Origin of the sequence: Burkholderia sp. F1 (genome assembly GCF_050813845.1) — a bacterium.
Lineage (GTDB): Bacteria > Pseudomonadota > Gammaproteobacteria > Burkholderiales > Burkholderiaceae > Burkholderia > Burkholderia ubonensis.
Window position 1 is genome coordinate 2,462,617 of sequence record NZ_CP172421.1, and the last position, 19,337, is coordinate 2,481,953.

15 protein-coding genes and 2 tRNA genes are annotated in these 19,337 nt (G+C 68.1%); 6 read left to right on the top strand and 11 right to left on the bottom strand.

Features of this window, described 5'->3' with window-relative positions; all coding sequences use genetic code 11:
• Positions 1–28: 28 nt before the first annotated feature.
• Both ACFIMZ_RS11650 and pgi read left to right on the top strand, forming a co-directional pair.
• Positions 29–1,582: an NAD(P)H-hydrate dehydratase gene (locus ACFIMZ_RS11650; protein ID WP_431819652.1), complete on the top strand. Its 1,554-nt coding sequence runs from the start codon at positions 29–31 to the stop codon at positions 1,580–1,582.
• Between the two features lie 109 nt (positions 1,583–1,691).
• Positions 1,692–3,314, top strand: coding sequence for a glucose-6-phosphate isomerase (pgi, locus tag ACFIMZ_RS11655; RefSeq protein ID WP_431819653.1), 1,623 nt, complete (start codon positions 1,692–1,694; stop codon positions 3,312–3,314).
• 42 nt (positions 3,315–3,356) lie between these two features.
• On the opposite strand, the gene ACFIMZ_RS11660 is transcribed toward pgi, so the two are convergent.
• The gene (locus ACFIMZ_RS11660) at positions 3,357–4,070 is read right to left on the bottom strand and encodes an ABC transporter ATP-binding protein (RefSeq protein WP_431819654.1); all 714 of its coding nucleotides are present in this window, start codon (positions 4,068–4,070) and stop codon (positions 3,357–3,359) included.
• On the opposite strand from ACFIMZ_RS11660, the gene ACFIMZ_RS11665 reads away from it, so the two are divergent.
• Complete coding sequence (locus ACFIMZ_RS11665; RefSeq protein ID WP_431819655.1) at positions 4,069–4,749, top strand: arylesterase; 681 nt, start codon at positions 4,069–4,071, stop codon at positions 4,747–4,749. The two genes, ACFIMZ_RS11660 and ACFIMZ_RS11665, sit on opposite strands and share 2 nt — an antisense overlap.
• An 88-nt stretch (positions 4,750–4,837) precedes the next feature.
• Here ACFIMZ_RS11665 and ACFIMZ_RS11670 read toward each other — a convergent pair whose 3' ends face one another.
• The 8 genes from ACFIMZ_RS11670 to tig all read right to left on the bottom strand — a co-directional run bounded on the left by ACFIMZ_RS11670 (position 4,838) and on the right by tig (position 13,713).
• Positions 4,838–6,772 carry a SurA N-terminal domain-containing protein gene (locus tag ACFIMZ_RS11670; RefSeq protein WP_431819656.1) on the bottom strand — a complete coding sequence of 645 codons (1,935 nt, stop codon included), beginning with the start codon at positions 6,770–6,772 and terminating at the stop codon, positions 4,838–4,840.
• A gap of 156 nt (positions 6,773–6,928) precedes the next feature.
• Positions 6,929–7,005, bottom strand: a tRNA-Asp gene (locus ACFIMZ_RS11675).
• 23 nt (positions 7,006–7,028) lie between these two features.
• A tRNA-Val gene (locus ACFIMZ_RS11680) sits at positions 7,029–7,104 on the bottom strand.
• A 57-nt stretch (positions 7,105–7,161) separates the two neighbouring features.
• The gene (locus tag ACFIMZ_RS11685; protein WP_431819657.1) at positions 7,162–7,434 is read right to left on the bottom strand and encodes an HU family DNA-binding protein; all 273 of its coding nucleotides are present in this window, start codon (positions 7,432–7,434) and stop codon (positions 7,162–7,164) included.
• A gap of 90 nt (positions 7,435–7,524) precedes the next feature.
• On the bottom strand, positions 7,525–9,948 hold the full coding sequence (gene lon, locus ACFIMZ_RS11690) for an endopeptidase La (RefSeq protein ID WP_431819658.1): 2,424 nt from the start codon (positions 9,946–9,948) through the stop codon (positions 7,525–7,527).
• 198 nt (positions 9,949–10,146) lie between these two features.
• Positions 10,147–11,418, bottom strand: coding sequence for an ATP-dependent Clp protease ATP-binding subunit ClpX (clpX, locus tag ACFIMZ_RS11695; protein ID WP_010092138.1), 1,272 nt, complete (start codon positions 11,416–11,418; stop codon positions 10,147–10,149).
• A 154-nt stretch (positions 11,419–11,572) separates the two neighbouring features.
• The gene (clpP, locus tag ACFIMZ_RS11700; RefSeq protein ID WP_010092137.1) at positions 11,573–12,226 is read right to left on the bottom strand and encodes an ATP-dependent Clp endopeptidase proteolytic subunit ClpP; all 654 of its coding nucleotides are present in this window, start codon (positions 12,224–12,226) and stop codon (positions 11,573–11,575) included.
• A 140-nt stretch (positions 12,227–12,366) separates the two neighbouring features.
• A complete protein-coding gene (tig, locus tag ACFIMZ_RS11705) occupies positions 12,367–13,713 on the bottom strand; it encodes a trigger factor (protein ID WP_431819659.1) in 1,347 nt (448 codons plus the stop codon).
• Between the two features lie 355 nt (positions 13,714–14,068).
• Here tig and ACFIMZ_RS11710 point away from each other — a divergent pair, with 355 nt between their 5' ends.
• On the top strand, positions 14,069–15,214 hold the full coding sequence (locus ACFIMZ_RS11710) for a glycerate kinase (RefSeq protein ID WP_431819660.1): 1,146 nt from the start codon (positions 14,069–14,071) through the stop codon (positions 15,212–15,214).
• Between the two features lie 62 nt (positions 15,215–15,276).
• Positions 15,277–15,726, top strand: coding sequence for a MarR family winged helix-turn-helix transcriptional regulator (locus ACFIMZ_RS11715; RefSeq protein WP_431819661.1), 450 nt, complete (start codon positions 15,277–15,279; stop codon positions 15,724–15,726).
• Between the two features lie 21 nt (positions 15,727–15,747).
• On the opposite strand, the gene ACFIMZ_RS11720 is transcribed toward ACFIMZ_RS11715, so the two are convergent.
• A complete protein-coding gene (locus ACFIMZ_RS11720) occupies positions 15,748–16,755 on the bottom strand; it encodes a 2-dehydropantoate 2-reductase (RefSeq protein ID WP_431819662.1) in 1,008 nt (335 codons plus the stop codon).
• Between the two features lie 80 nt (positions 16,756–16,835).
• Positions 16,836–17,987, bottom strand: a complete 1,152-nt coding sequence (locus ACFIMZ_RS11725) for a response regulator transcription factor (protein WP_431819663.1) — start codon at positions 17,985–17,987, stop codon at positions 16,836–16,838.
• Positions 17,988–18,292: 305 nt separating this feature from the next.
• Between ACFIMZ_RS11725 and ACFIMZ_RS11730 the strand changes: the two genes are divergently transcribed.
• Positions 18,293–19,336: a porin gene (locus ACFIMZ_RS11730; protein ID WP_431819664.1), complete on the top strand. Its 1,044-nt coding sequence runs from the start codon at positions 18,293–18,295 to the stop codon at positions 19,334–19,336.
• The last annotated feature ends 1 nt before the right edge of the window (position 19,337 follow it).

A 19,337-nucleotide genomic window follows, 5' to 3' on the forward strand; every position in this document is an offset into this window, starting at 1 on the left:
GCCCGGCGGCGCCGACCCTCCTGCCGCCATGACGCTCGCCCACCCCGCCCGCCCGCTCCCCGCCCCTGAACCGATCGCGCTGCTGCGCGTCGTCGACCTGCGCGCCGCCGAAACCGCCGCAGCCGCGGCGCTGCCGCCGCACACGCTGATGGCGCGCGCCGGCGCCGCCGCCGCGCGCTGGCTGTCCGAGCGCCTGGGCGGCGACGATCGCCCCGCCTGGTTCGCGGTCGGCCCCGGCAACAACGGCGGCGATGCGCTCGTCGCGGCGGCGGAACTGCAGCGGCTCGGCATCGCGACGCACGCATGGATGCCCGTCGCGGTGAAGCCCGACGACGCCCAATGGGCGCTCGGCGTCGCCCGCGCCGCCGGCGTGCCGGTCTCGGCGGAGCCGCCTGACTCGCTCGACGGCTACGCATGGGTCGTCGACGGCCTGTTCGGCATCGGTCTCGGCCGCGCGCTCGGCGGCGCGTTCGCGGACCTCGCCGAGCGCATCGGCGCGCGCGCCCGCACCGTCGGCCGCGTGCTCGCGCTCGACGTGCCGAGCGGGCTCGACAGCGACACCGGCCGGATCGTCGGCGCGGGCGCCGCGGTCGCCGCGACGCACACGCTGACCTTCATCGGCGCGAAGCCGGGCCTCTACATGGGCGACGGCCGCGATCTCGCCGGCGAGATCGCCGTCGCGTCGCTCGACGTCCCGTCCCCGGCCGCGCCCGCGGTGACGCTGAATGCCCCTGCACGGTTCGCCGCCGCGCTGCCCGCGCGCGCGTTCGCGTCGCACAAGGGCACGTTCGGCAGCCTGGCCGTGATCGGCGGCGACACCGGCATGTGCGGCGCGCCGATCCTCGCCGCGCGCGCCGCGCTGTTCGCCGGCGCGGGCAAGGTGCACGTCGGCTTCCTGGGCGCCGGCGCGCCGCCTTACGACCCGCCGTTTCCCGAACTGATGCTGCATCCGGCCGACGCGCTGGATCTCGACGCGATGACCGCGGTCGCGGCCGGTTGCGGCCTCGGCACGCGCGAAGCCGCGGCGACGCTCGTGCGCGACGTGCTGGCGCACGATGCCCCCACGCTGCTCGACGCCGATGCGCTGAACCTGGTCGCCGCGCACGCCGATCTCGCGGAAGCAGTCGCGGCGCGCGGCGCGCACGGCCGCGCGTGCGTCCTGACCCCGCATCCGCTCGAGGCGGCCCGGCTGCTCGGCTGCCACACCGCGGCCGTGCAGCGCGACCGCCTCGACGCCGCGCACGCGCTCGCCGCGCGCTTCGCGAGCGTCGTCGTGCTGAAGGGCGCCGGCACCGTGATCGCCGCGCCCGACGGCCGCCTGACGGTCAATCCGACCGGCAACGCGGCGCTCGCGTCAGGCGGCACCGGCGACGTGCTCGGCGGCCTGATCGGCGCACTGCTCGCGCAGCGCGTCGACCCGTACGCGGCCGCGCTCGCGGGCGTCTACCTGCACGGCCTCGCGGCCGACACGCTGGTCGCGAACGGCACGGGCCCGGCCGGCCTGACGGCCGGCGAACTCGCGCCGACGGTGCGCACGCTGATCAATCGCCTTTTTTACCCGTCGACGCGCGCGGACACATAACGCCGCTATACTGAGTCCCCCGCCGCGCGGCGGGCCACTCGTCCGCCGGCGGTCCGCTTCCGACGCGCCGGCGCGGCATTCCTCCGATTCACGCCTCACTCGAACCGCCATGACGCTGAAATCGTTCCCCGCCTGGACAGCCCTGCAAAGCCACTTCGAACAGATCCGCAACGCCCGGTTGCGCGACTGGTTTGCCCCGGAAAACGATCCCGCGCCCACCCGCGCCGAGCGCTTCACGCTCTCGGGCGGCGGCCTCGCCGCCGACTTCTCGAAGAACCGCATCACCGACGAGACCGTGCGCCTGCTCGCGCAGCTCGCGCGCGACGCCGGCGTCGAGGCGCGCCGCGACGCGATGTTCGCGGGCGACATCGTCAACCCGACCGAAGGCCGCGCGGCGCTGCACACGGCGCTGCGCGCGACCGATCCGCACGCGCCGTTCCATGCGCAGATCAGCGCCGAGCGCGCGAAGATGGCGACCTTCGCGCGCGCCGTGCGCAGCGGCGCGTGGACCGGCTACACCGGCAAGCGCATCCGCCACGTGATCAACATCGGCATCGGCGGCTCGGACCTCGGCCCGAAGATGGTCGTGCATGCGCTGCACCACGTCGCGACGCCCGAAATCTCGACCCACTTCGTGTCGAACGTCGACGGCGCCGATCTCGTGCGCGTGCTCGAGCAGGTCGATCCGGAAGAGACGCTCGCGATCATCGTGTCGAAGACCTTCACGACGCTCGAGACGATGACGAACGCGCGCTCGCTGCGCGACTGGTTCGTCGCGAGGGGCTGCCCGGAGGATGCGCTGTCGAAGCACTTCGTCGGCGTGTCGGCGAACCCCGCCGAAGTCGTCCGGTTCGGCATCGCCGCGAACAACGTGTTCGAGATGTGGGACTGGGTCGGCGGCCGCTACTCGCTGTGGTCGGCGGTCGGCCTGTCGATCATGATCGCGATCGGCCCGGAACAGTTCGACGAGCTGCTCGCCGGCGCGAACGACATGGACCGCCATTTCCGCGAAACGCCGCTCGAGCGCAACCTGCCGGTGCTGCTCGGGATGATCGGCATCTGGTATCGCAACTTCTTCGGCTCGCAGAGCTATCTCGTCGCGCCGTATTCGGAAGCGCTGCATTTCCTGCCGTCGTACCTGCAGCAGCTCGAGATGGAGAGCAACGGCAAGTCCGCGCGCCTCGACGGCACGTTCGTCGACTACCCGACGTCCGCCGTGACCTGGGGCGAGCCGGGCACCAACGGCCAGCATGCGTTCTTCCAGATGCTGCACCAGGGGCCGACGATCGTGCCGATCGACTTCGTCGCCGTGCTGACGCCCGAGCATCCACTCGCGAGCCATCATCCGAAGCTGCTCGCGAACTGCTTCGCGCAGAGCGAGGCGCTGATGCTCGGCCGCACGCTCGATGAAGCGCACAAGGTCGCCGGGCCCGGCAACGAGGCGCTCGCGCCGCACCTGACGTTCCCCGGCAACCGCCCGACGACGACGCTGCTCGTCGACGCGCTGACGCCCCGCTCGCTCGGCGCGCTGATCGCGCTCTACGAGCACAAGGTGCTGGTGCAGGCGTCGGTGTGGCAGATCAATCCGTTCGACCAGTGGGGCGTCGAACTCGGCAAGATCCTCGGCAAGGTGGTCGAGGCCGACCTGGCCGCCGAGGCGGTCGATCCGGCGAAGCACGATTCGTCGACCACCGCGCTGATCGCCCGCGCGCGCGCCGCGCTCAAGCGCTGACGCGCACCGGCCGCGTGCACGCGCGGCCGGACCGTCGATCCTTCATGCGCCGCGCTGTGCCACGCGCGGCGCCACGATCCGCCCCGCGTCGAGCGTCACCGTCGTCGCGCAGCGGCGCGCGAGTTCCGGATCGTGCGTGACGAGCACGAGCGTCGAGCCGTGCGTGCGATTGAGTTCGAACATCAGGTCGATGACCGCGTGACCGGTCGCCGCATCGAGGCTGCCGGTCGGCTCGTCGGCGAACAGGATCGACGGGCGGGTGACGAACGCGCGCGCGAGCGCGACACGCTGTTGCTCGCCGCCGGACAGGAGCTTCGGATAGTGGGTGGTGCGTTCGCCGAGCCCGACCTGCACGAGCAGCGCCCGCGCGCGGTCGGCCGCGTCGCGCGCGCTGACGCCGCCTTGCAGCTCGAGCGGCAGCATCACGTTTTCGAGCGCGGTCAGATGCGGCATCAGCTGGAACGACTGGAACACGAACCCGACCGCGCCGTTGCGCAGTGCCGCGCGCGCATCCTCGTCGAGCTGGTCGAGCGGCTGGCCGAGCAGCCGAACCGTGCCGCTCGTCGCGCTGTCCAACCCCGCAAGCAGGCCGAGCAGCGTCGATTTGCCGGACCCCGACGCGCCGACGATCGCGAGGCTGCTGCCGGAGCGCACCGTCAGGTCGATGCCGTCGAGGATCGTCAGTTCGCCCGTCGCATCGGCGACACGCTTGCATACGTGATGGACTTCGATGATCGGATCGCTAATCTTGAGCATGAATACGACAACTCGCAGGAATAGACGCGCGGCGCTGGCCGCGCTGCTGAGCGGCGTGCTTGCCGCAACCGCGGCCGGCCTCGCTTGCGCTGCGACGCCGCCGGCCGCCCCGCTGGGCCAGCCCGTAATCGTCGTGCTGGGCGACAGCCTGTCGGCCGAATACGGACTGCCGCGCGATACCGGATGGGTCGCGCTGCTGCGGCAACGGCTCGCCACCGAGCGGATCGATTATAGCGTCGCAAACGCGAGCGTCAGCGGCGACACCACGAGCGGCGGACGCGCCCGCCTGCCCGCCGTCCTCGCGCGGCTCAAGCCCGCGATCGTCGTCGTCGAGCTCGGCGCGAACGACGCACTGCGTGGCGTGCCGCTCGCGACGACCGAACGCAACCTGCGCGAGATCGTCGCCGACGCGCAGCGCGCGCGCGCGAAGGTCGTGCTGGTCGGCATGTTCGTCCCACCCAACTACGGCCCCGACTACACGCAGAAGTTCCACGGTATCTATACGCGGCTGTCGAAGGATCTCGGCATCCCCCTCGTGCCGTTCCTGCTGGCCGGCATCGAGAACCGGCCCGACATGTTCCAGGCCGACCAGATCCATCCTGCCCGGCAGGCGCAGGGCGTGCTGCTCGACAACGTGTGGCCGTCGCTGAAGCCGCTGCTCGGCAAACCGCGCGGCTGACCGCCCGCCCCGTCGGCGGCTGGCAGGCGCCCGGCCAATAAAAAGCCCCGCTCGATGGCGGGGCTTTTTGCTGTCGACGCAGCGCGGATCAGTTTCCGCCGTCCTGCGCGGCATTCGCGGTCGAACCGTACAGCTTCACCTTCGACCGGTCACGCAGCGCGGCGAGATAGGCTTCGCCTTCGCTCTGCGCGTCGACCTGCGCCATCTGCTGCTGCGCGGCCGCGAGCTGCTGCGGATCGACCGCGGAGCCCGGGATCACCGCATTCACCCGATAGATCGCATAGCCGTCCGCGCCGAGATCGACGCCGACGTAGGCCGGCAGCGCCTTCGCATCGACCTTGTAGACCGCGCTCAGCGCCGCGGGCGTCAGGCCGTGCGACTGCGTGCGCGACAGGGTTGCCGCCGGCGCGAAGCCCGTGGTCGCCTTCGACTTCTGCAGCTCGGCGAGCTTTGCCGCGCCATCCTTCTTCGCGAGCTCCGCCGCCTGTTCGGCGACCACCTTCTGGCGCACCGCATCCTTGATCGCGTCGAGCGCGGGCACGGCGGCCGGCTTGTAGTCGGTCACGCGCGCCGAGATCAGCGTGTTGTTGCCGATGTCGATCGCCTGCGTGTTGTTCTGGCTCTTCACCGAGTCGGTCGCGAACACCGCGGCCAGGAACTTCGCGTTGTTCAGCGGGCTGGCGGGCGGCAGCGCGGGGTTCGGCGCCGGCGTGACGGTGGCCGTCTGGATCGTCAGCTTGTACTTGTCCGCGGCAGGCTGCAGGCTCTTCGCCTTCTCGTAGACGGTCGACGTGAAGCCTTCCGCGTTGTCCGAGAACGCCTTCGACGCATACTGCTGCTTCAGCTCCACGGCGATCGCATCCTTCACTTCCGCGAACGGCTTCACGGCCGCCGGCTTCACTTCGGTCGCCTTCAGGATGTGGAAGCCCAGATCCGATTGCACGATGCCGCTCACGTCGCCCTGCTTCAGCGCGAACGCGGCATCGTCGAACGCCTTGCCGCCCGCGGTCGAGCCGCGCGTGATGAAGCCGAGGTCGCCGCCCTTCGCCGCCGACGGCGCGTCCTGCGAGCTCTTCTGCGCGATCTGCGCGAACTGGTCCGGATGCGCCTTCACGTCGGCGAGCAGCTGCTCGGCCTTCGCCTTCGCGGCCGCCTTGTCCGCGGCGCTTGCGTCGCTGGCCGCCGCGATGAAGATGTGGCTCACGCGCACCTGCGCTTCGGTGCGGAAGTGCGTCGGATTGTCGTCGTAGAACTTCTTGATGTCCGCGTCGGTCGGCAGCGCGTTCGCCGCGGCCGCCGCCGGCGAATAGACGAGATACTGGATCGTCGCGGTCTCTGGCGTCGCGAAGCCCTGCTTGTGCGCGTCGTAGTAGGCCGCGAGCTGCGCGTCGGTCGGCTGCACCTTCGACACGTAGTCGCTCGTCTTCAGCGCGAGCGCCTGCACTTCACGCTGCTGCGCGGCGAGCTCGGACAGCCGCTGCGCGAGGCTCTTCGGCGTGAACGCGCTCGACACGATGCTGGCCGGGATCTGCTGCAGCGCCAGGCTGTAGCGCACGCGCTCCTGGTACTGCTCGGGCGTCATGCCCTGGAACGACAGCAGCTGCGCATAGCGCTCGACGTCGATCGAGCCGTCCGGCTTCTTCAGCGACGCGATCATCGGGTCGTTCAGCAGCGACTCGCGCACCGCGTTGTCGGACGCGGTCAGGTGCAGACGCTGCGTCTCGTCGGCCAGCACGCGCTGCTGGATCAGGCCGTCGAGCACTTCCTTGCGGTGCTCGGCCGTGTCGAACGACTTCAGGTCGAACTGCGCGCCGAGCATCTGACGCGCGCGATCGATCTGCTGACGGTACGTTCCGTCGAATTCGACTCGCGTGATCTTGTGCCCGTTGACCGCCGCGACGTTCGCGCTTTCGTCGAAGAAGCCGCGGAAGCCTTGGATCCCGACGAAACCCAGCCCCGGCAACACGATCAGGAGCAGGAGCGCCATCATCAGGCGCTGGTGATTACGGAAGAAATCGAGCATGCGTGACGGGGTATGTATTGGACAAAACGTCCGATATTACAACAGCGGGCAGGAAAAAAGGCGAAACGGGGGGTTCGCCGGCCTGGCGGGCCGCCTTGCTGCAGCGCAAATGAACAACAAACAAAAATGCCCGCACGAGGCGGGCATTTATTGTCTTGGCGGAGCGGACGGGACTCGAACCCGCGACCCCCGGCGTGACAGGCCGGTATTCTAACCGACTGAACTACCGCTCCTTGGTCTGGCTGAATCGCGAAACTGGTGGGTGCTGAGAGGCTCGAACTCCCGACCTACGCCTTGTAAGGGCGCCGCTCTACCAACTGAGCTAAGCACCCGCTCCGGATTCAATCTGGCTGCGATCTGCGTTTCGGCATCAACAACCAGCGAGCCCGCTAGTTTAATTCATCCTTTAGAACTTTACCAGCCCTGAATCGCGGAATTTTTGCAGCGCCGATTTCGATCGGTGCGCCGGTGCGCGGATCGCGCCCCTGCCTTGCGCTGCGCTCCGCCACCACGAACGTGCCGAAGCCCGCGATCGTCACGCTGCCGTCCGACTTGAGCGTCTGCGTCACGGCCTCGATCACCGCCTCCAGCGCGCGTGCGGCGGACAGCTTCGACAGGTCCGCCTGCCGTGCAATATGCTCGATCAGCTCCGTCTTGTTCATCACCGCGCTCCCTGTCGTCGTGCTTGCGCGCCGCGCATAAAAAAACCCGCGGACACGCCGCGGGTTTCGTGAACAACCGTCACATCAGGCTCAGTGCTTGACGACTTCCGTCGAGCCGGCTTCCTTCGCCGTTTCCGCGACGGGCGCCGCAGCCTTCGCCTCTTCTTCCGGCGGCAGCGGGGTCGGCGTCCGCTCGAGCGCGAGTTCGAGCACCTTGTCGATCCAGCGGACCGGCACGATCTCGATCGCGTTCTTCACGTTGTCCGGAATCTCCGCGAGATCCTTCACGTTCTCTTCCGGAATCAGCACGAGCTTGATGCCGCCGCGATGCGCGGCCAGCAGCTTCTCCTTCAGGCCGCCGATCGGCAGGACTTCGCCTCGCAACGTGATCTCGCCCGTCATCGCGACGTCGGCGCGCACCGGAATGCCCGTGAGCACCGACACCAGCGCGGTCGTCATCGCGCCGCCGGCGGACGGACCGTCCTTCGGCGTCGCACCTTCCGGCACGTGGATGTGGATGTCCTGCTTCTCGAACGCTTCGTCCTTGATGCCCAGACGCCGCGAACGCGAACGCACGACCGAACGCGCCGCCTCGACCGACTCCTTCATCACGTCGCCGAGCGAACCGGTGCGGATCACGTTGCCCTTGCCCGGCATCACCGCGGCTTCGATCGTCAGCAGATCGCCGCCGACTTCCGTCCACGCGAGGCCCGTCACCTGACCGACCTGGTTTTCCTTCGCCGCGAGGCCGAAGTCGTACTTGCGCACGCCGAGGAACGTGTCGAGATTCTCGCCGTCGACCTTGATCGCGCCCGTTGCCTTCTTCAGCAGCAGCATCTTCACGACCTTGCGGCAGATCTTCGACACTTCCCGCTCGAGCGAACGCACACCGGCTTCGCGCGTGTAGTAGCGGATGATGTCGCGGATCGCCTGCTCGGCGACCTCGATCTCGCCTTCCTTCAGACCGTTGTTCTTCTTCTGCTTCGGCAGCAGGTAACGCTGCGCGATGCTGACCTTCTCGTCTTCCGTGTAGCCCGACAGACGAATCACTTCCATCCGGTCGAGCAGCGGCGGCGGGATGTTCAGCGAGTTCGACGTCGCGACGAACATCACGTCCGACAGGTCGAAGTCGACCTCGATGTAGTGATCGGCGAACGTGTGGTTCTGTTCCGGATCGAGCACTTCGAGCAGCGCCGACGACGGATCGCCGCGGAAATCCATGCCCATCTTGTCGACTTCGTCGAGCAGGAAGAGCGGATTGCGCACGCCGACCTTCGTGAGGCTCTGCAGGATCTTGCCCGGCATCGAACCGATGTACGTGCGACGGTGGCCGCGGATCTCGGCCTCGTCACGCACGCCGCCCAGCGCCATGCGGACGAACTTGCGGTTCGTCGCGCGGGCGATCGACTGGCCGAGCGAGGTCTTGCCGACGCCCGGGGGCCCGACGAGGCACAGGATCGGCGCCTTGACCTTGTCGACGCGCTGCTGCACCGCGAGATACTCGAGGATGCGTTCCTTGACCTTCTCGAGGCCGAAGTGATCCTCGTCGAGCACCTGCTCGGCGTTCGACAGGTCGTTGTTGACCTTGCTCTTCTTGCGCCACGGCAGGCCGATCAGCGTGTCGATGTAGTTGCGCACGACCGTCGCTTCCGCCGACATCGGCGACATCAGCTTCAGCTTCTTCAGCTCGGCGTCGGCCTTCTTCTTCGCTTCCTTCGGCATGCGCGCGGCGTTGATGCGCTTCTCGAGCTCCTCGAGATCCGCACCCTCTTCGCCTTCGCCTAGTTCCTTCTGGATCGCCTTGACCTGTTCGTTCAGGTAGTACTCGCGCTGGCTCTTCTCCATCTGGCGCTTCACACGCCCGCGGATGCGCTTTTCGACCTGCAGGATGTCGATCTCGGCTTCGAGCTGCGCGAGCAGGTGCTCGAGGCGCTCGACGACCGGGAACATCTCGAGGATGTGCTGCTTCTGGTCAAGCTTGAGGGGCAGGTGCGCGGCGATCGTATCCGCGAGCCGGCCCGCTTCGTCGATGCCCGACAGCGACGTGAGGATCTCCGGCGGGATCTTCTTGTTCAGCTTCACGTACTGGTCGAACTGCGACACGATCGCGCGGCGCAGCGCTTCCGTTTCCGCGCTGTCCGCGTGGTCCGGCTCGAGCGGCATCACCTCGCAGGAGAACTGCGTCTCCTGTTCCTCGATCGACAACGCCTTCGCGCGCTGCAGGCCCTCGACCAGCACCTTCACGGTGCCGTCCGGCAGCTTCAGCATCTGCAGGATGTTCGCGACGCAACCGACCTCGTACATGTCCTTTTCGGTCGGCTCGTCCTTGGCCGCGGTCTTCTGGGCGACCAGCATGATGTGCTTGCCGCCTTCCATCGCTGCTTCGAGGGCCTTGATCGATTTCGGCCGGCCCACGAAGAGCGGAATCACCATGTGCGGGAAAACGACGACGTCCCGCAGCGGCAGCAGCGGGAGCGTGATGCGTTCCGGCGGGAGAAGTTGGGTGCCTGACATTTCATTTCCCCATGAGTGGAATCAATTGTTCGGTAATTGAGGCCGGCGCATCCGATTGCAAGGCCTCCAAGCGTGGGAAATATTCGGTAAGAAAGTAACCGCCGCGTGTTGAGTCAGATTACCCACAAGATAAACGAAAAAAAGCCGTTCACGCTTCGATGAACGGCCTTTTTTGTCTGAACATCGCCGTCAAGCCGGTCAATTCGAACCCGCCACCTTCGGCGTGTCCTCGTAGATCAACAGCGGCTTGCCGTCCCCATCGATGACGTTCTCGTCGATGATGACCTTGCTGACCCCTTTCATCGTCGGCAATTCGTACATCACGTCGAGCAGCGCCTGTTCGATGATCGAACGCAGACCACGCGCGCCCGTCTTGCGACGGATCGCCTTGCGGGCCACCGCCTGCAGCGCAGCCGGGCGAATTTCCAGCTCGACGCGCTCCATCGCGAACAGCTTGTGATACTGCTTGACGAGCGCGTTCTTCGGCTCGACCAGGATCTTCATCAGCGCGGCCTCGTCCAGCTTGCCGAGCGTCGCGACCACCGGCAGACGGCCGATCAATTCGGGGATCAGACCGAATTTGATCAGGTCCTCCGGCTCGACCTCGCGCAGCACCTCGCCGGCGTCGCGCTCCTGCTTGCTCTTGACCGTCGCGCCGAAGCCGATGCCCGTCTTCTCGGTGCGATCGGTGATCACCTTCTCGAGGCCGTCGAACGCGCCGCCGCAGATGAACAGGATGTTGGTCGTGTCGACCTGGATGAAATCCTGGTTCGGATGCTTGCGGCCGCCCTGTGGCGGCACCGACGCCATCGTGCCCTCGACGAGCTTCAGCAGCGCCTGCTGGACGCCCTCGCCCGACACGTCGCGCGTGATCGACGGGTTGTCCGACTTGCGGCTGATCTTGTCGATTTCGTCAATGTAGACGATCCCGCGCTGGGCCTTCTCGACCTCGTAGTTGCAGTTCTGCAACAGCTTCTGGATGATGTTCTCGACGTCCTCGCCGACATAGCCGGCTTCGGTCAGCGTCGTCGCATCCGCGATCACGAACGGCACGTTCAGCAGACGCGCCAGCGTCTGCGCGAGCAGCGTCTTGCCGGAACCCGTCGGGCCGATCAGCAGGATGTTGCTCTTCGACAGCTCGACGTCGTCCTTCTTGTCGAGATGCTTGAGACGCTTGTAGTGGTTGTAGACGGCCACCGCGAGGATTTTCTTCGCGCGCTCCTGCCCGATCACGTACTGATCGAGGATGTCGCGAATTTCCTGCGGGCTCGGCAGATCCGACCGGGACAGGCTGGCCTCGACGCCCGCGGCTGCCGCCTCGTCGCGAATGATCTCGTTGCACAGGTCGATGCATTCATCGCAGATGAAGACCGACGGGCCCGCAATGAGCTTTTTCACCTCATGCTGACTCTTGCCGCAAAACGAGCAATACAACAGCTTCTCGCTGTTCGAACCTTTTTTGTCCGCCATGAATGTATGAGCCTCCGGACAGGTAAATGACATGATACGCCGAATGCTCCGCGCGCCACGACCTAGGGCGCGACCTGAGCCGGCTGGATGCGCTTGCCGCAGCGCTCGGGGCGTATCGGGGGGCCGCCGCTAATGGGGCAGCACCCCACTAAGTTCACGGACGCTTCAACAGCACCTGATCGATCAGCCCGTACGCCTTCGCGTCCTCGCTCGACATGAAGTTGTCGCGGTCGGTGTCGCGCGCGATGCGCTCGACGTCCTGGCCCGTGTGCTGCGCGAGCAGCTGGTTGAGCCGCTCCTTCAGGTAGAGGATCTCGCGCGCCTGGATCTCGATGTCCGACGCCTGGCCACGCGCGCCGCCGAGCGGCTGGTGGATCATCACGCGCGAGTTGGGCAGCGCGAAACGCTTGCCCTTCGCGCCCGATGCGAGCAGGAACGCGCCCATGCTCGCGGCGAGGCCCATGCACAGCGTCGACACGTCCGGCTTGATGAACTGCATCGTGTCGTAGATCGCCATGCCGGCCGACACCGACCCGCCCGGGCTGTTGATGTACAGGCTGATGTCCTTGTCCGGATTCTCGCTCTCGAGGAACAGCAGCTGCGCGACCACGAGGTTGGCGGTCTGGTCGTTCACTTCGCCGACCATGAACACCAGGCGCTCCTTCAGGAGACGCGAATAGATGTCGTACGAGCGCTCGCCGCGGCCGCTCGTTTCGACGACGATCGGAACCAGCCCCAGCGCCTGGGCCTCGAAACCCTGCGGCGCGTTCGAAGCAAGCATGTCCAGCAATTCAGCGCGAGTGATCATTCAATGAACCTTGTTCGAATGGAAAATTGAACGGAAGGAAGCCGCCAGCTCAATCGCCATATTAATGGCAACCGTGCGCCTGACGTAAAAACGGCGTGCGGGCCGTCGCTCCGACAGCCGGCACGCCGCTAGAGCGACACTTACGCTTGCGCCGATGCGCTCGCGAGTGCCTCGAAGCTCACTTCCTTGTCCGTCACCTTCGCCTTGCCCAGCACGAAATCGACGACGTTGCTTTCAACGACGAACGCTTCCATCTCGGCGAGGCGCTGCTGGTTCGAATAATACCAGCGGACCACTTCCTTCGGGTCTTCGTAGCTCTTCGCGAACTCGTCGACTTCCGCACGGATCTGCTCCGGCTTCGCTTCCAGGCTGTTCGCCTTCACCAGCTCGGCGAGCACGAGGCCCAGCTTCACGCGGCGCTCGGCCTGCTCGGCGAACATCTCGGCCGGGATCGGCGCGTCCTTCGCGTTCGGCACGCCGCGCTGCGCGAGGTCCTGGCGCGCCATTTCGACGAGGCGCTGCTGGTCCTGCTCGATCAGCGCCTTCGGCACGTCGAGCTCGGAGATCTTCAGCAGTGCGTCCATCACCTGGTTCTTGACGATCGCCTGCGTGCGGCGCTTTGCCTCACGCTCGAGGTTTTCCTTGATCTCGCCGCGCATCTTGGTCAGGTCGCCGTCTTCGATGCCGAGCGACTTCGCGAAGTCGGCGTCGATCTCCGGCAGGTGCGGCCATTCGATCTTCTTCATCGTGACCGTGAACTGGGCCGTCTTGCCGGCCACATCCTTGCCGTGGTAGTCGTCCGGGAACTTCAGGTCGAACTGGCGCGCTTCGCCGGCCTTCAGGCCCAGCGCAGCCGTTTCGAATTCCGGCAGCATGCGGCCTTCGCCGAGCACGAACGGGAAGTCTTCCGCGGTGCCGCCCTGGAACGCGACGTCGTCGATCTTGCCGACGAAGTCGACCGTCACGCGGTCGCCGTTCTTGGCTGCCGTGTCCGCGCCGCCGTCGCCGTGCTCGCCGGCTTCGCCGCGTGCGTGGAAGTGCACGCGCTGCTTGCGCAGGATGTCCAGCGTGCGGTCGATTTCCGCGTCGCCGATCGACGTCGTCGAGCGCTCGACTTCAGCCGTCGCCAGATCGCCGATCTTCACTTCCGGATAGACCTCGAACGTCGCGTCGAACGCATATGCGTCTTCCGCCTGCTCCTGCTTCGGCGCAAAGCTCGGCTGGCCCGCGACGCGCAGGTTCTCGGCACGGCTGATCGTGAAGAACTCCTGGCCGATCTTGTCGCTCAGGACTTCCGCCTCGACCTGACCCGCGTATTGCTGCGCGACCATCTTCAGCGGCACCTTGCCCGGGCGGAAACCCGGCATGCGCACGTTCTTCGCGAGTTTCTGGATACGGGCGTCGATTTCCTTCTGCACCGTGTCTTTCGGCAGGGAAATCGTCACGCGGCGTTCAAGCTTGCCGAGGTTTTCAACAACGTTAGCCATGGCTTCAATCGTCCTAAAATTATTCGAGCGAATCGGGTTTTCCTTGCCGTGCCTGCCTGGCGGCGTCATACGCCGCGCCGGGACGCCACGCCATCCTTGCATACGCCGGGAGGGCTGACGCAAGCGGCTCGGAGCACGGCTTTGGCCGGAAGAATCGACTATTCTAGCAAACAATTTTCCCTGCACCGCCAGAACCCGCCACGTGCATGCGCGGCCGCCGCCGATGCGCATGGATCGCCGATATGCCGCCGCGCATATCCACGCCCGCCCCTGCATCCTGTAAGCTCCTTCGGAAAGCGCATGCGCCGCCGCACGGCGGCCAATCGTCCGACCAATCACGCCAACCGGAGACACCATGCCGCATCACCCGTCCGCGCCCGTCGTCGTCATCGCGCCCGATTCGTTCAAAGGCTCGCTTTCCGCCACACAGGTCGCGGACGCGATCGCGTCCGGCATCCGCCGCGCGCGCCCCGACGCCGTCGTGCGCTGCTGCCCGATGGCCGACGGCGGTGAAGGCACGCTCGACGCGATGCTCGCCGGCGGCGGCGCGCGGCGCATCGTGACGGTGGCCGGCGCGTCGCTCGCGGCCCGCGACGCCGCCGTTGGCGTCATCGACGCGCGCACCGCGATCGTCGAGACGGCCGAGATCGTCGGCATCACCGATCCGGTCGGGATGAGCGTCGCGGTCGACGCGCGCAGCACGCGCGGGATGGGCGAAGCAATCCGCCGGCTGCTCGACGACGGCGTGCGCAGGTTCTTCGTCGCGCTCGGCGGCAGCAGCACCAACGATGCCGGCGCGGGCCTCCTCGCCGGGCTCGGGCTGCGCTGCCTCGACGCGGCCGGCCAGCCGGTCGAGCCGGTGCCGGCGCGGCTCGCCGAGATCGCGCGGGTCGACGCGTCGGGGCTCGACCCGCGCATCGCGGACGCCGAGTTCATCGGCATGTCCGACGTCGACAACCCGCTGACGGGCGCGCATGGCGCGACCGCGGTGTTCGGCCCGCAAAAGGGCGTGACGCCCGAGCAGGTTGCGACCGTCGACGCGGCGCTCGGCCATTTCGCCGACCTGCTCGAAGCGGCGCTCGACCGGCGCGCCCGCGACCTGCCGGGCGCCGGCGCGGCGGGCGGCCTCGGCTTCGCGCTGCACATGCTCGGCGCGCGCTTCGAGGCGGGCGCGGAAGTCGTCGCGCGACAGGTCGGGCTCGACGCGGCGCTTGCGGGCGCGGACTGGCTGGTCACCGGCGAAGGCCGTTCGGACGCGCAGACGCTGCACGGCAAGGCGCCGTTCATCGCGTGCCGCCATGCGCAGGCGGCGGGCGTACCGGCGTCGCTGCTGTCGGGCGCCGTCGATCCGGCCGCGCTGCCGCGCCTTGCCGAACATTTTTCGGGGTGCTTCTCGCCCGCACCGGGCCCGATCACGCTCGACGTCGCGATCCGCGACGCCGCCAGCCTGCTCGCGAACGAGGCGGAGCAGTTGACGCGCCTGAAATACGGCGCGCGCTGACCGTTGACCCGAGCGCGCGATACGGGAACAATCGGGCCCGCCCTTTATCATCAGGATTCGACATGAAAGGCCGTCCAGTCGGGCTCGATCAGTTTCTGACCTACCGCCTCCACGTGCTCACGAAGCGCTCCGACCGCGGCATCGGCGAGGTTTACCGCGACAAGCTCGGCATCTCGCTGCCCGAGGCGCGCGTGATCGCGGCCGTCGGCGCATTCGGCCCGTTCTCGATCATGGATCTCGCGCGCCACACCAACCTCGACAAGAGCCAGGCGAGCCGCGCGGCCGAGGCGCTGCTGCGGCAGGGCCTGCTCGAACGCAGCGCCAGCGAGGCGGACGGCCGGATCGTGCTGATCGCGCTGACGCCGGACGGCCGCGCGCTGCATCGCAAGATCATGCCGATCGTGCGCAAGTGGAACGACGGGCTGCTCGCCTGCCTGTCCGACAGCGAGCGCAACGCGTTCGACCGGCTGCTCGAGAAAGTACTCAGCCACGCGCTCGAGCGCGACGACTGAGCCGCGGGGCGGCCGCCCCGCTCACCCCGCCCACAGCCCGCTGTTCGCGGCGCGCTGGCGCAACAGGCCGAGCACCGCGTCGCAATACGGCGTCGGCACGCCCAGCTTGCGCCCCAGTTCCGGAAACACGCCGAGGATCGGCCCGATCTCGAGCGAACGCCCCGCTTCGAAATCCTGCAGCATCGACGTCCTGAACGCGCCGAGCTTGCGGGTCACCGCCATGCGCTCCGGGGCGCTCACGCCGGTGTCCAGGCCGAGCTTCGCACCGATCGCGGCAGCCTCCTCCATCATCCGCAGCGCGAGCGCGTGCGTACAAGGATCGTCGAGCAGGCGGTCGGCCGTCGAGCCCGTCAGCGCGCTCAGCGGATTCATGTTCATGTTGCCCCACAGCTTCGCCCAGATCTCGGTGCGGATCGCCGGCGTCGTCTCGACGTCGAAGCCGCCCGCGGCCAGCGCCGCCGCGAAGCGCGCCGCGGCCGCGGCGCGCGCCGGATCGGGCGCGCCGACGATCAGGCGATTGCCGCGTCCGCGCCGCACGACGCCCGGCGCGTCGGTGCTCGACGACAGGTGCACGACGCAGCCGATCGCCTGCGCCGGCGGCAGCGCCGCGGATACCGCGCCGCCCGGATCGACCGCTTCGAGCGGCACGCCGTCGAGCGGCCCGGCCAGCCCATGCGTAAACCACCACGGCAGGCCGTTCATCGCCGCGACGATCACCGTCTGCGGCCCGACGAGCGGCGCGAGGCGCGCGGCCAGATCCGGCAGCGCCTGCGCCTTCAGCGCGATCACCACATAGTCCTGCACGCCGAGCGCGACCGCATCGTCGCTGGCGTCGATCGGGACCGACGACATCGCGCCCGTCTCGTCGAGCACGCGCACGCCGTGCGTCTTCAGCGCGTCGAGCGTCGCGCCGCGCGCATAGGCGCTCACGCGCATGCCGGCTCGCGCGAGCGCCGCCGCAAGCAGTCCGCCGATCGCGCCGACGCCGACGACCGCCGCGCGCACCGACCCTGAATTCGTGTCGTTCATGATGGAATTCCGCCTCCCGGGAGCTGACGAGCATAGCGCGTCATGGTTGCGCACACAACCATCTGCGCGAATGGATCGACTCAGCGCGGCTCCTCGCCTGCGGACGCAGCCGCAGGCACCTCGCACGGCGGCTCGACGGCCGCGCCGAGCACGCCCGCGATCTGGCTCTTGTCGTGCATGCCGAGCTTGCGATACGCACAGCGCAGATAGTGCCGCACGGTCGTCGGCGAGATCGCCATCTGCTGCGCGACCTCCTTGTGCGAGCGCCCGGCGCCGTAACAGCGGATCGCCGCGAGCTCGCGCGGGCTCAGCCGGTCGAGCAGCGAGCGCGGCCGCGCGTCGAGCTGGAACAGGCCCGCGACCGGCACGCACCGGATATGCAGCGCGGCGCCGACGAACGGCTGCCCGGGCTGGCGCCGCAGGTGCGCGACGAGCGGTTCGGGCAGGCGCGCGCCCATCCAGCCCGGCCACTCGGCCTGCATGACCGCGTCGAAACCGCGGTCCGCGTGGTGCAGCACGCCGAAGTTGTCGCACAGCGCGCGCGCAGCCGGCGCGGCCGCGTCGCCGCCGACTCGCATCAGCTGCGCGGCGCGATTGATCGTCAGCGCGGCGGCCAGGTGCGGGATCACTTCCTCGAAGCGGCGCGCGTCGTCGTCATCGAACGGGCGATGCAGCCCCTGCCGATAGATCGACAGGAAGGTTCTCAGGCCGAAGCGGCGGTCGAGCGTGCACACGCACATCAGTTGCGCGAGCCCGTATTTCACGCACCAGTCGCGAAATCGCGCGTCGAGCCCGCGCTCGACGACCGACAGCCGCACCGCGCGGCCGTCGGCGCCGTGCAGCGTGCGGCGCGCGAGCGGATCGCAGTCGCGCACGCGCTTCCAGTCGCCGAAGAACGCGTGCGGCAGCCGGTACAGGAAGCTGTTGTGCATCACGGGGCCGGCCGGCGTGTGCGTCGCGACGCCCGTCCACGCGGCGTCGAACGGAAGCAGCGCGCGCAGCAGCGCGAAGAACCGGCATTCGAATTCGCCGATGCCAGCCTGCCCGGCGAGCGCATACAGGTCGAGCAGCAGCAGGCCGAGCGCGCGGCCGCGCGCATCGTCGTGGTCGACGCCGTCGAAATCGGCGCGCCGCGGCGGCAGCGCGGGCCATGCGGATTCGTCCAGCACGATCGCCGCGGGCACGTCGCGCAGCGCATCGAGGTCCTGCCCGATATCCGTCGTGATCCTCACTTCCCGCTCCCCTGCCCCGACCGGGCCGATCTTGCGCTGGGTCGATTATAGCGAGCGGTTTTTTTGGCGAAACCGTGCGCCGCGACGTGCGACAGCCCCATCCAATTGAACGGGGTGCAGCGGATTGCTGCTCCGCATCACGCCCCTTTCCCCGGTTGCAGCGTCCTGTGGCTCGCACCGCCGGGGTTTTCCGCACCGTCCATCTGAACGACTTTCGCGCGGCTTTCCCGCTACCGACACTGCATCGCGACAACAGCCGCGACGACGACGACGGCACGCAACTTCGGTATGGAGAACTCAACGTCATGAACCCGCGCTTCATCCGCACGGCCTCGGCCGCCGTGGCGCTCGCCGCCTGCGGCGCGTCCGCGCACGCGCAGTCGGCCCTCACGCTGTACGGCGCGCTCGACGCCGGCGTGCAATACCTGACGCATGCCGACGGCCGTCGCGCCGCGTGGCAATTGCAGAACTACGGCATCGTGCCGTCGCAGATCGGGCTGAAAGGCCGCGAGGATCTCGGCGGCGGCTGGCACGCGCTCTTCAGGCTCGAACAGGGGATCAACGTGAACGACGGCACGTCGACCGCGCCGGGCTACGCGTTCTTCCGCGGCGCGTACCTGGGCGTCGCGGGGCCGGCCGGCACCGTCACGTTCGGCCGGCAGTTCAGCGTGCTGTTCGACAAGACCCTGTTCTACGACCCGCTTTGGTACGCGTCGTACAGCGGCCAGGGCGTGATCATGCCGATGTCGGCCAACTTCATCGACCACTCGGTCAAGTACCAGTCGCCGACATTCGGCGGCTTCGACGTCGAGGCGCTCGCCGCGACCGCCGGCGTCGCCGGCAACGCGCGCGCCGGCCGCGTGCTCGAACTCGGCGGCCAGTACACGAGCAACAGCCTGTCGGTCAGCGCGGTATTGCATCAGGCGCACGGCGACGCGTCCGCCACGGGCGACGCCTCCTCGCGCCGCCGCGAGCTCGGCACGCTCGCCGCGCGCTACGCGTTCGACGCGCTGCCGCTGACCCTCCATGCGGGCGTCGAGCGGCTCACCGGCGACCTCGATGCGGCGCGCACGATCGTCTGGGGCGGCGCGCGCTACCTGGCGTCGAACGGCATCGGCCTGAACGCCGGCGTCTATCACACCGATTCGCGCGCGCCGGCGATCGGCCATCCGACGCTGTTCATCGCCAGCACGACCTACGCGCTGTCGAAACGCACTGTCGCGTACCTGAACCTCGGCTACGCGCGCAACAGCGGACAGAGCTCGCAGACCGTCTACGAATACGACCCGACGCCGCTCGCCGGCACATCGCAGGTCGGCGCGATGGTCGGCATGTATCACCTGTTCTGAC

Excerpts from the sequence above, each read along its gene's own strand:
- ACFIMZ_RS11650 (WP_431819652.1), top strand. The coding sequence starts at position 29 with ATGACGCTCGCCCACCCCGCCCGCCCGCTCCCCGCCCCTGAACCGATC.
- ACFIMZ_RS11720 (WP_431819662.1), bottom strand. The coding sequence starts at position 16,755 with ATGAACGACACGAATTCAGGGTCGGTGCGCGCGGCGGTCGTCGGCGTC.
- tig (WP_431819659.1), bottom strand. The coding sequence starts at position 13,713 with ATGGCTAACGTTGTTGAAAACCTCGGCAAGCTTGAACGCCGCGTGACG.
- ACFIMZ_RS11710 (WP_431819660.1), top strand. The coding sequence starts at position 14,069 with ATGCCGCATCACCCGTCCGCGCCCGTCGTCGTCATCGCGCCCGATTCG.
- ACFIMZ_RS11730 (WP_431819664.1), top strand. The coding sequence starts at position 18,293 with ATGAACCCGCGCTTCATCCGCACGGCCTCGGCCGCCGTGGCGCTCGCC.
- ACFIMZ_RS11670 (WP_431819656.1), bottom strand. The coding sequence starts at position 6,772 with ATGCTCGATTTCTTCCGTAATCACCAGCGCCTGATGATGGCGCTCCTG.
- clpX (WP_010092138.1), bottom strand. The coding sequence starts at position 11,418 with ATGGCGGACAAAAAAGGTTCGAACAGCGAGAAGCTGTTGTATTGCTCG.
- ACFIMZ_RS11685 (WP_431819657.1), bottom strand. The coding sequence starts at position 7,434 with ATGAACAAGACGGAGCTGATCGAGCATATTGCACGGCAGGCGGACCTG.
- pgi (WP_431819653.1), top strand. The coding sequence starts at position 1,692 with ATGACGCTGAAATCGTTCCCCGCCTGGACAGCCCTGCAAAGCCACTTC.
- ACFIMZ_RS11665 (WP_431819655.1), top strand. The coding sequence starts at position 4,069 with ATGAATACGACAACTCGCAGGAATAGACGCGCGGCGCTGGCCGCGCTG.
- clpP (WP_010092137.1), bottom strand. The coding sequence starts at position 12,226 with ATGATCACTCGCGCTGAATTGCTGGACATGCTTGCTTCGAACGCGCCG.
- lon (WP_431819658.1), bottom strand. The coding sequence starts at position 9,948 with ATGTCAGGCACCCAACTTCTCCCGCCGGAACGCATCACGCTCCCGCTG.
- ACFIMZ_RS11660 (WP_431819654.1), bottom strand. The coding sequence starts at position 4,070 with ATGCTCAAGATTAGCGATCCGATCATCGAAGTCCATCACGTATGCAAG.
- ACFIMZ_RS11715 (WP_431819661.1), top strand. The coding sequence starts at position 15,277 with ATGAAAGGCCGTCCAGTCGGGCTCGATCAGTTTCTGACCTACCGCCTC.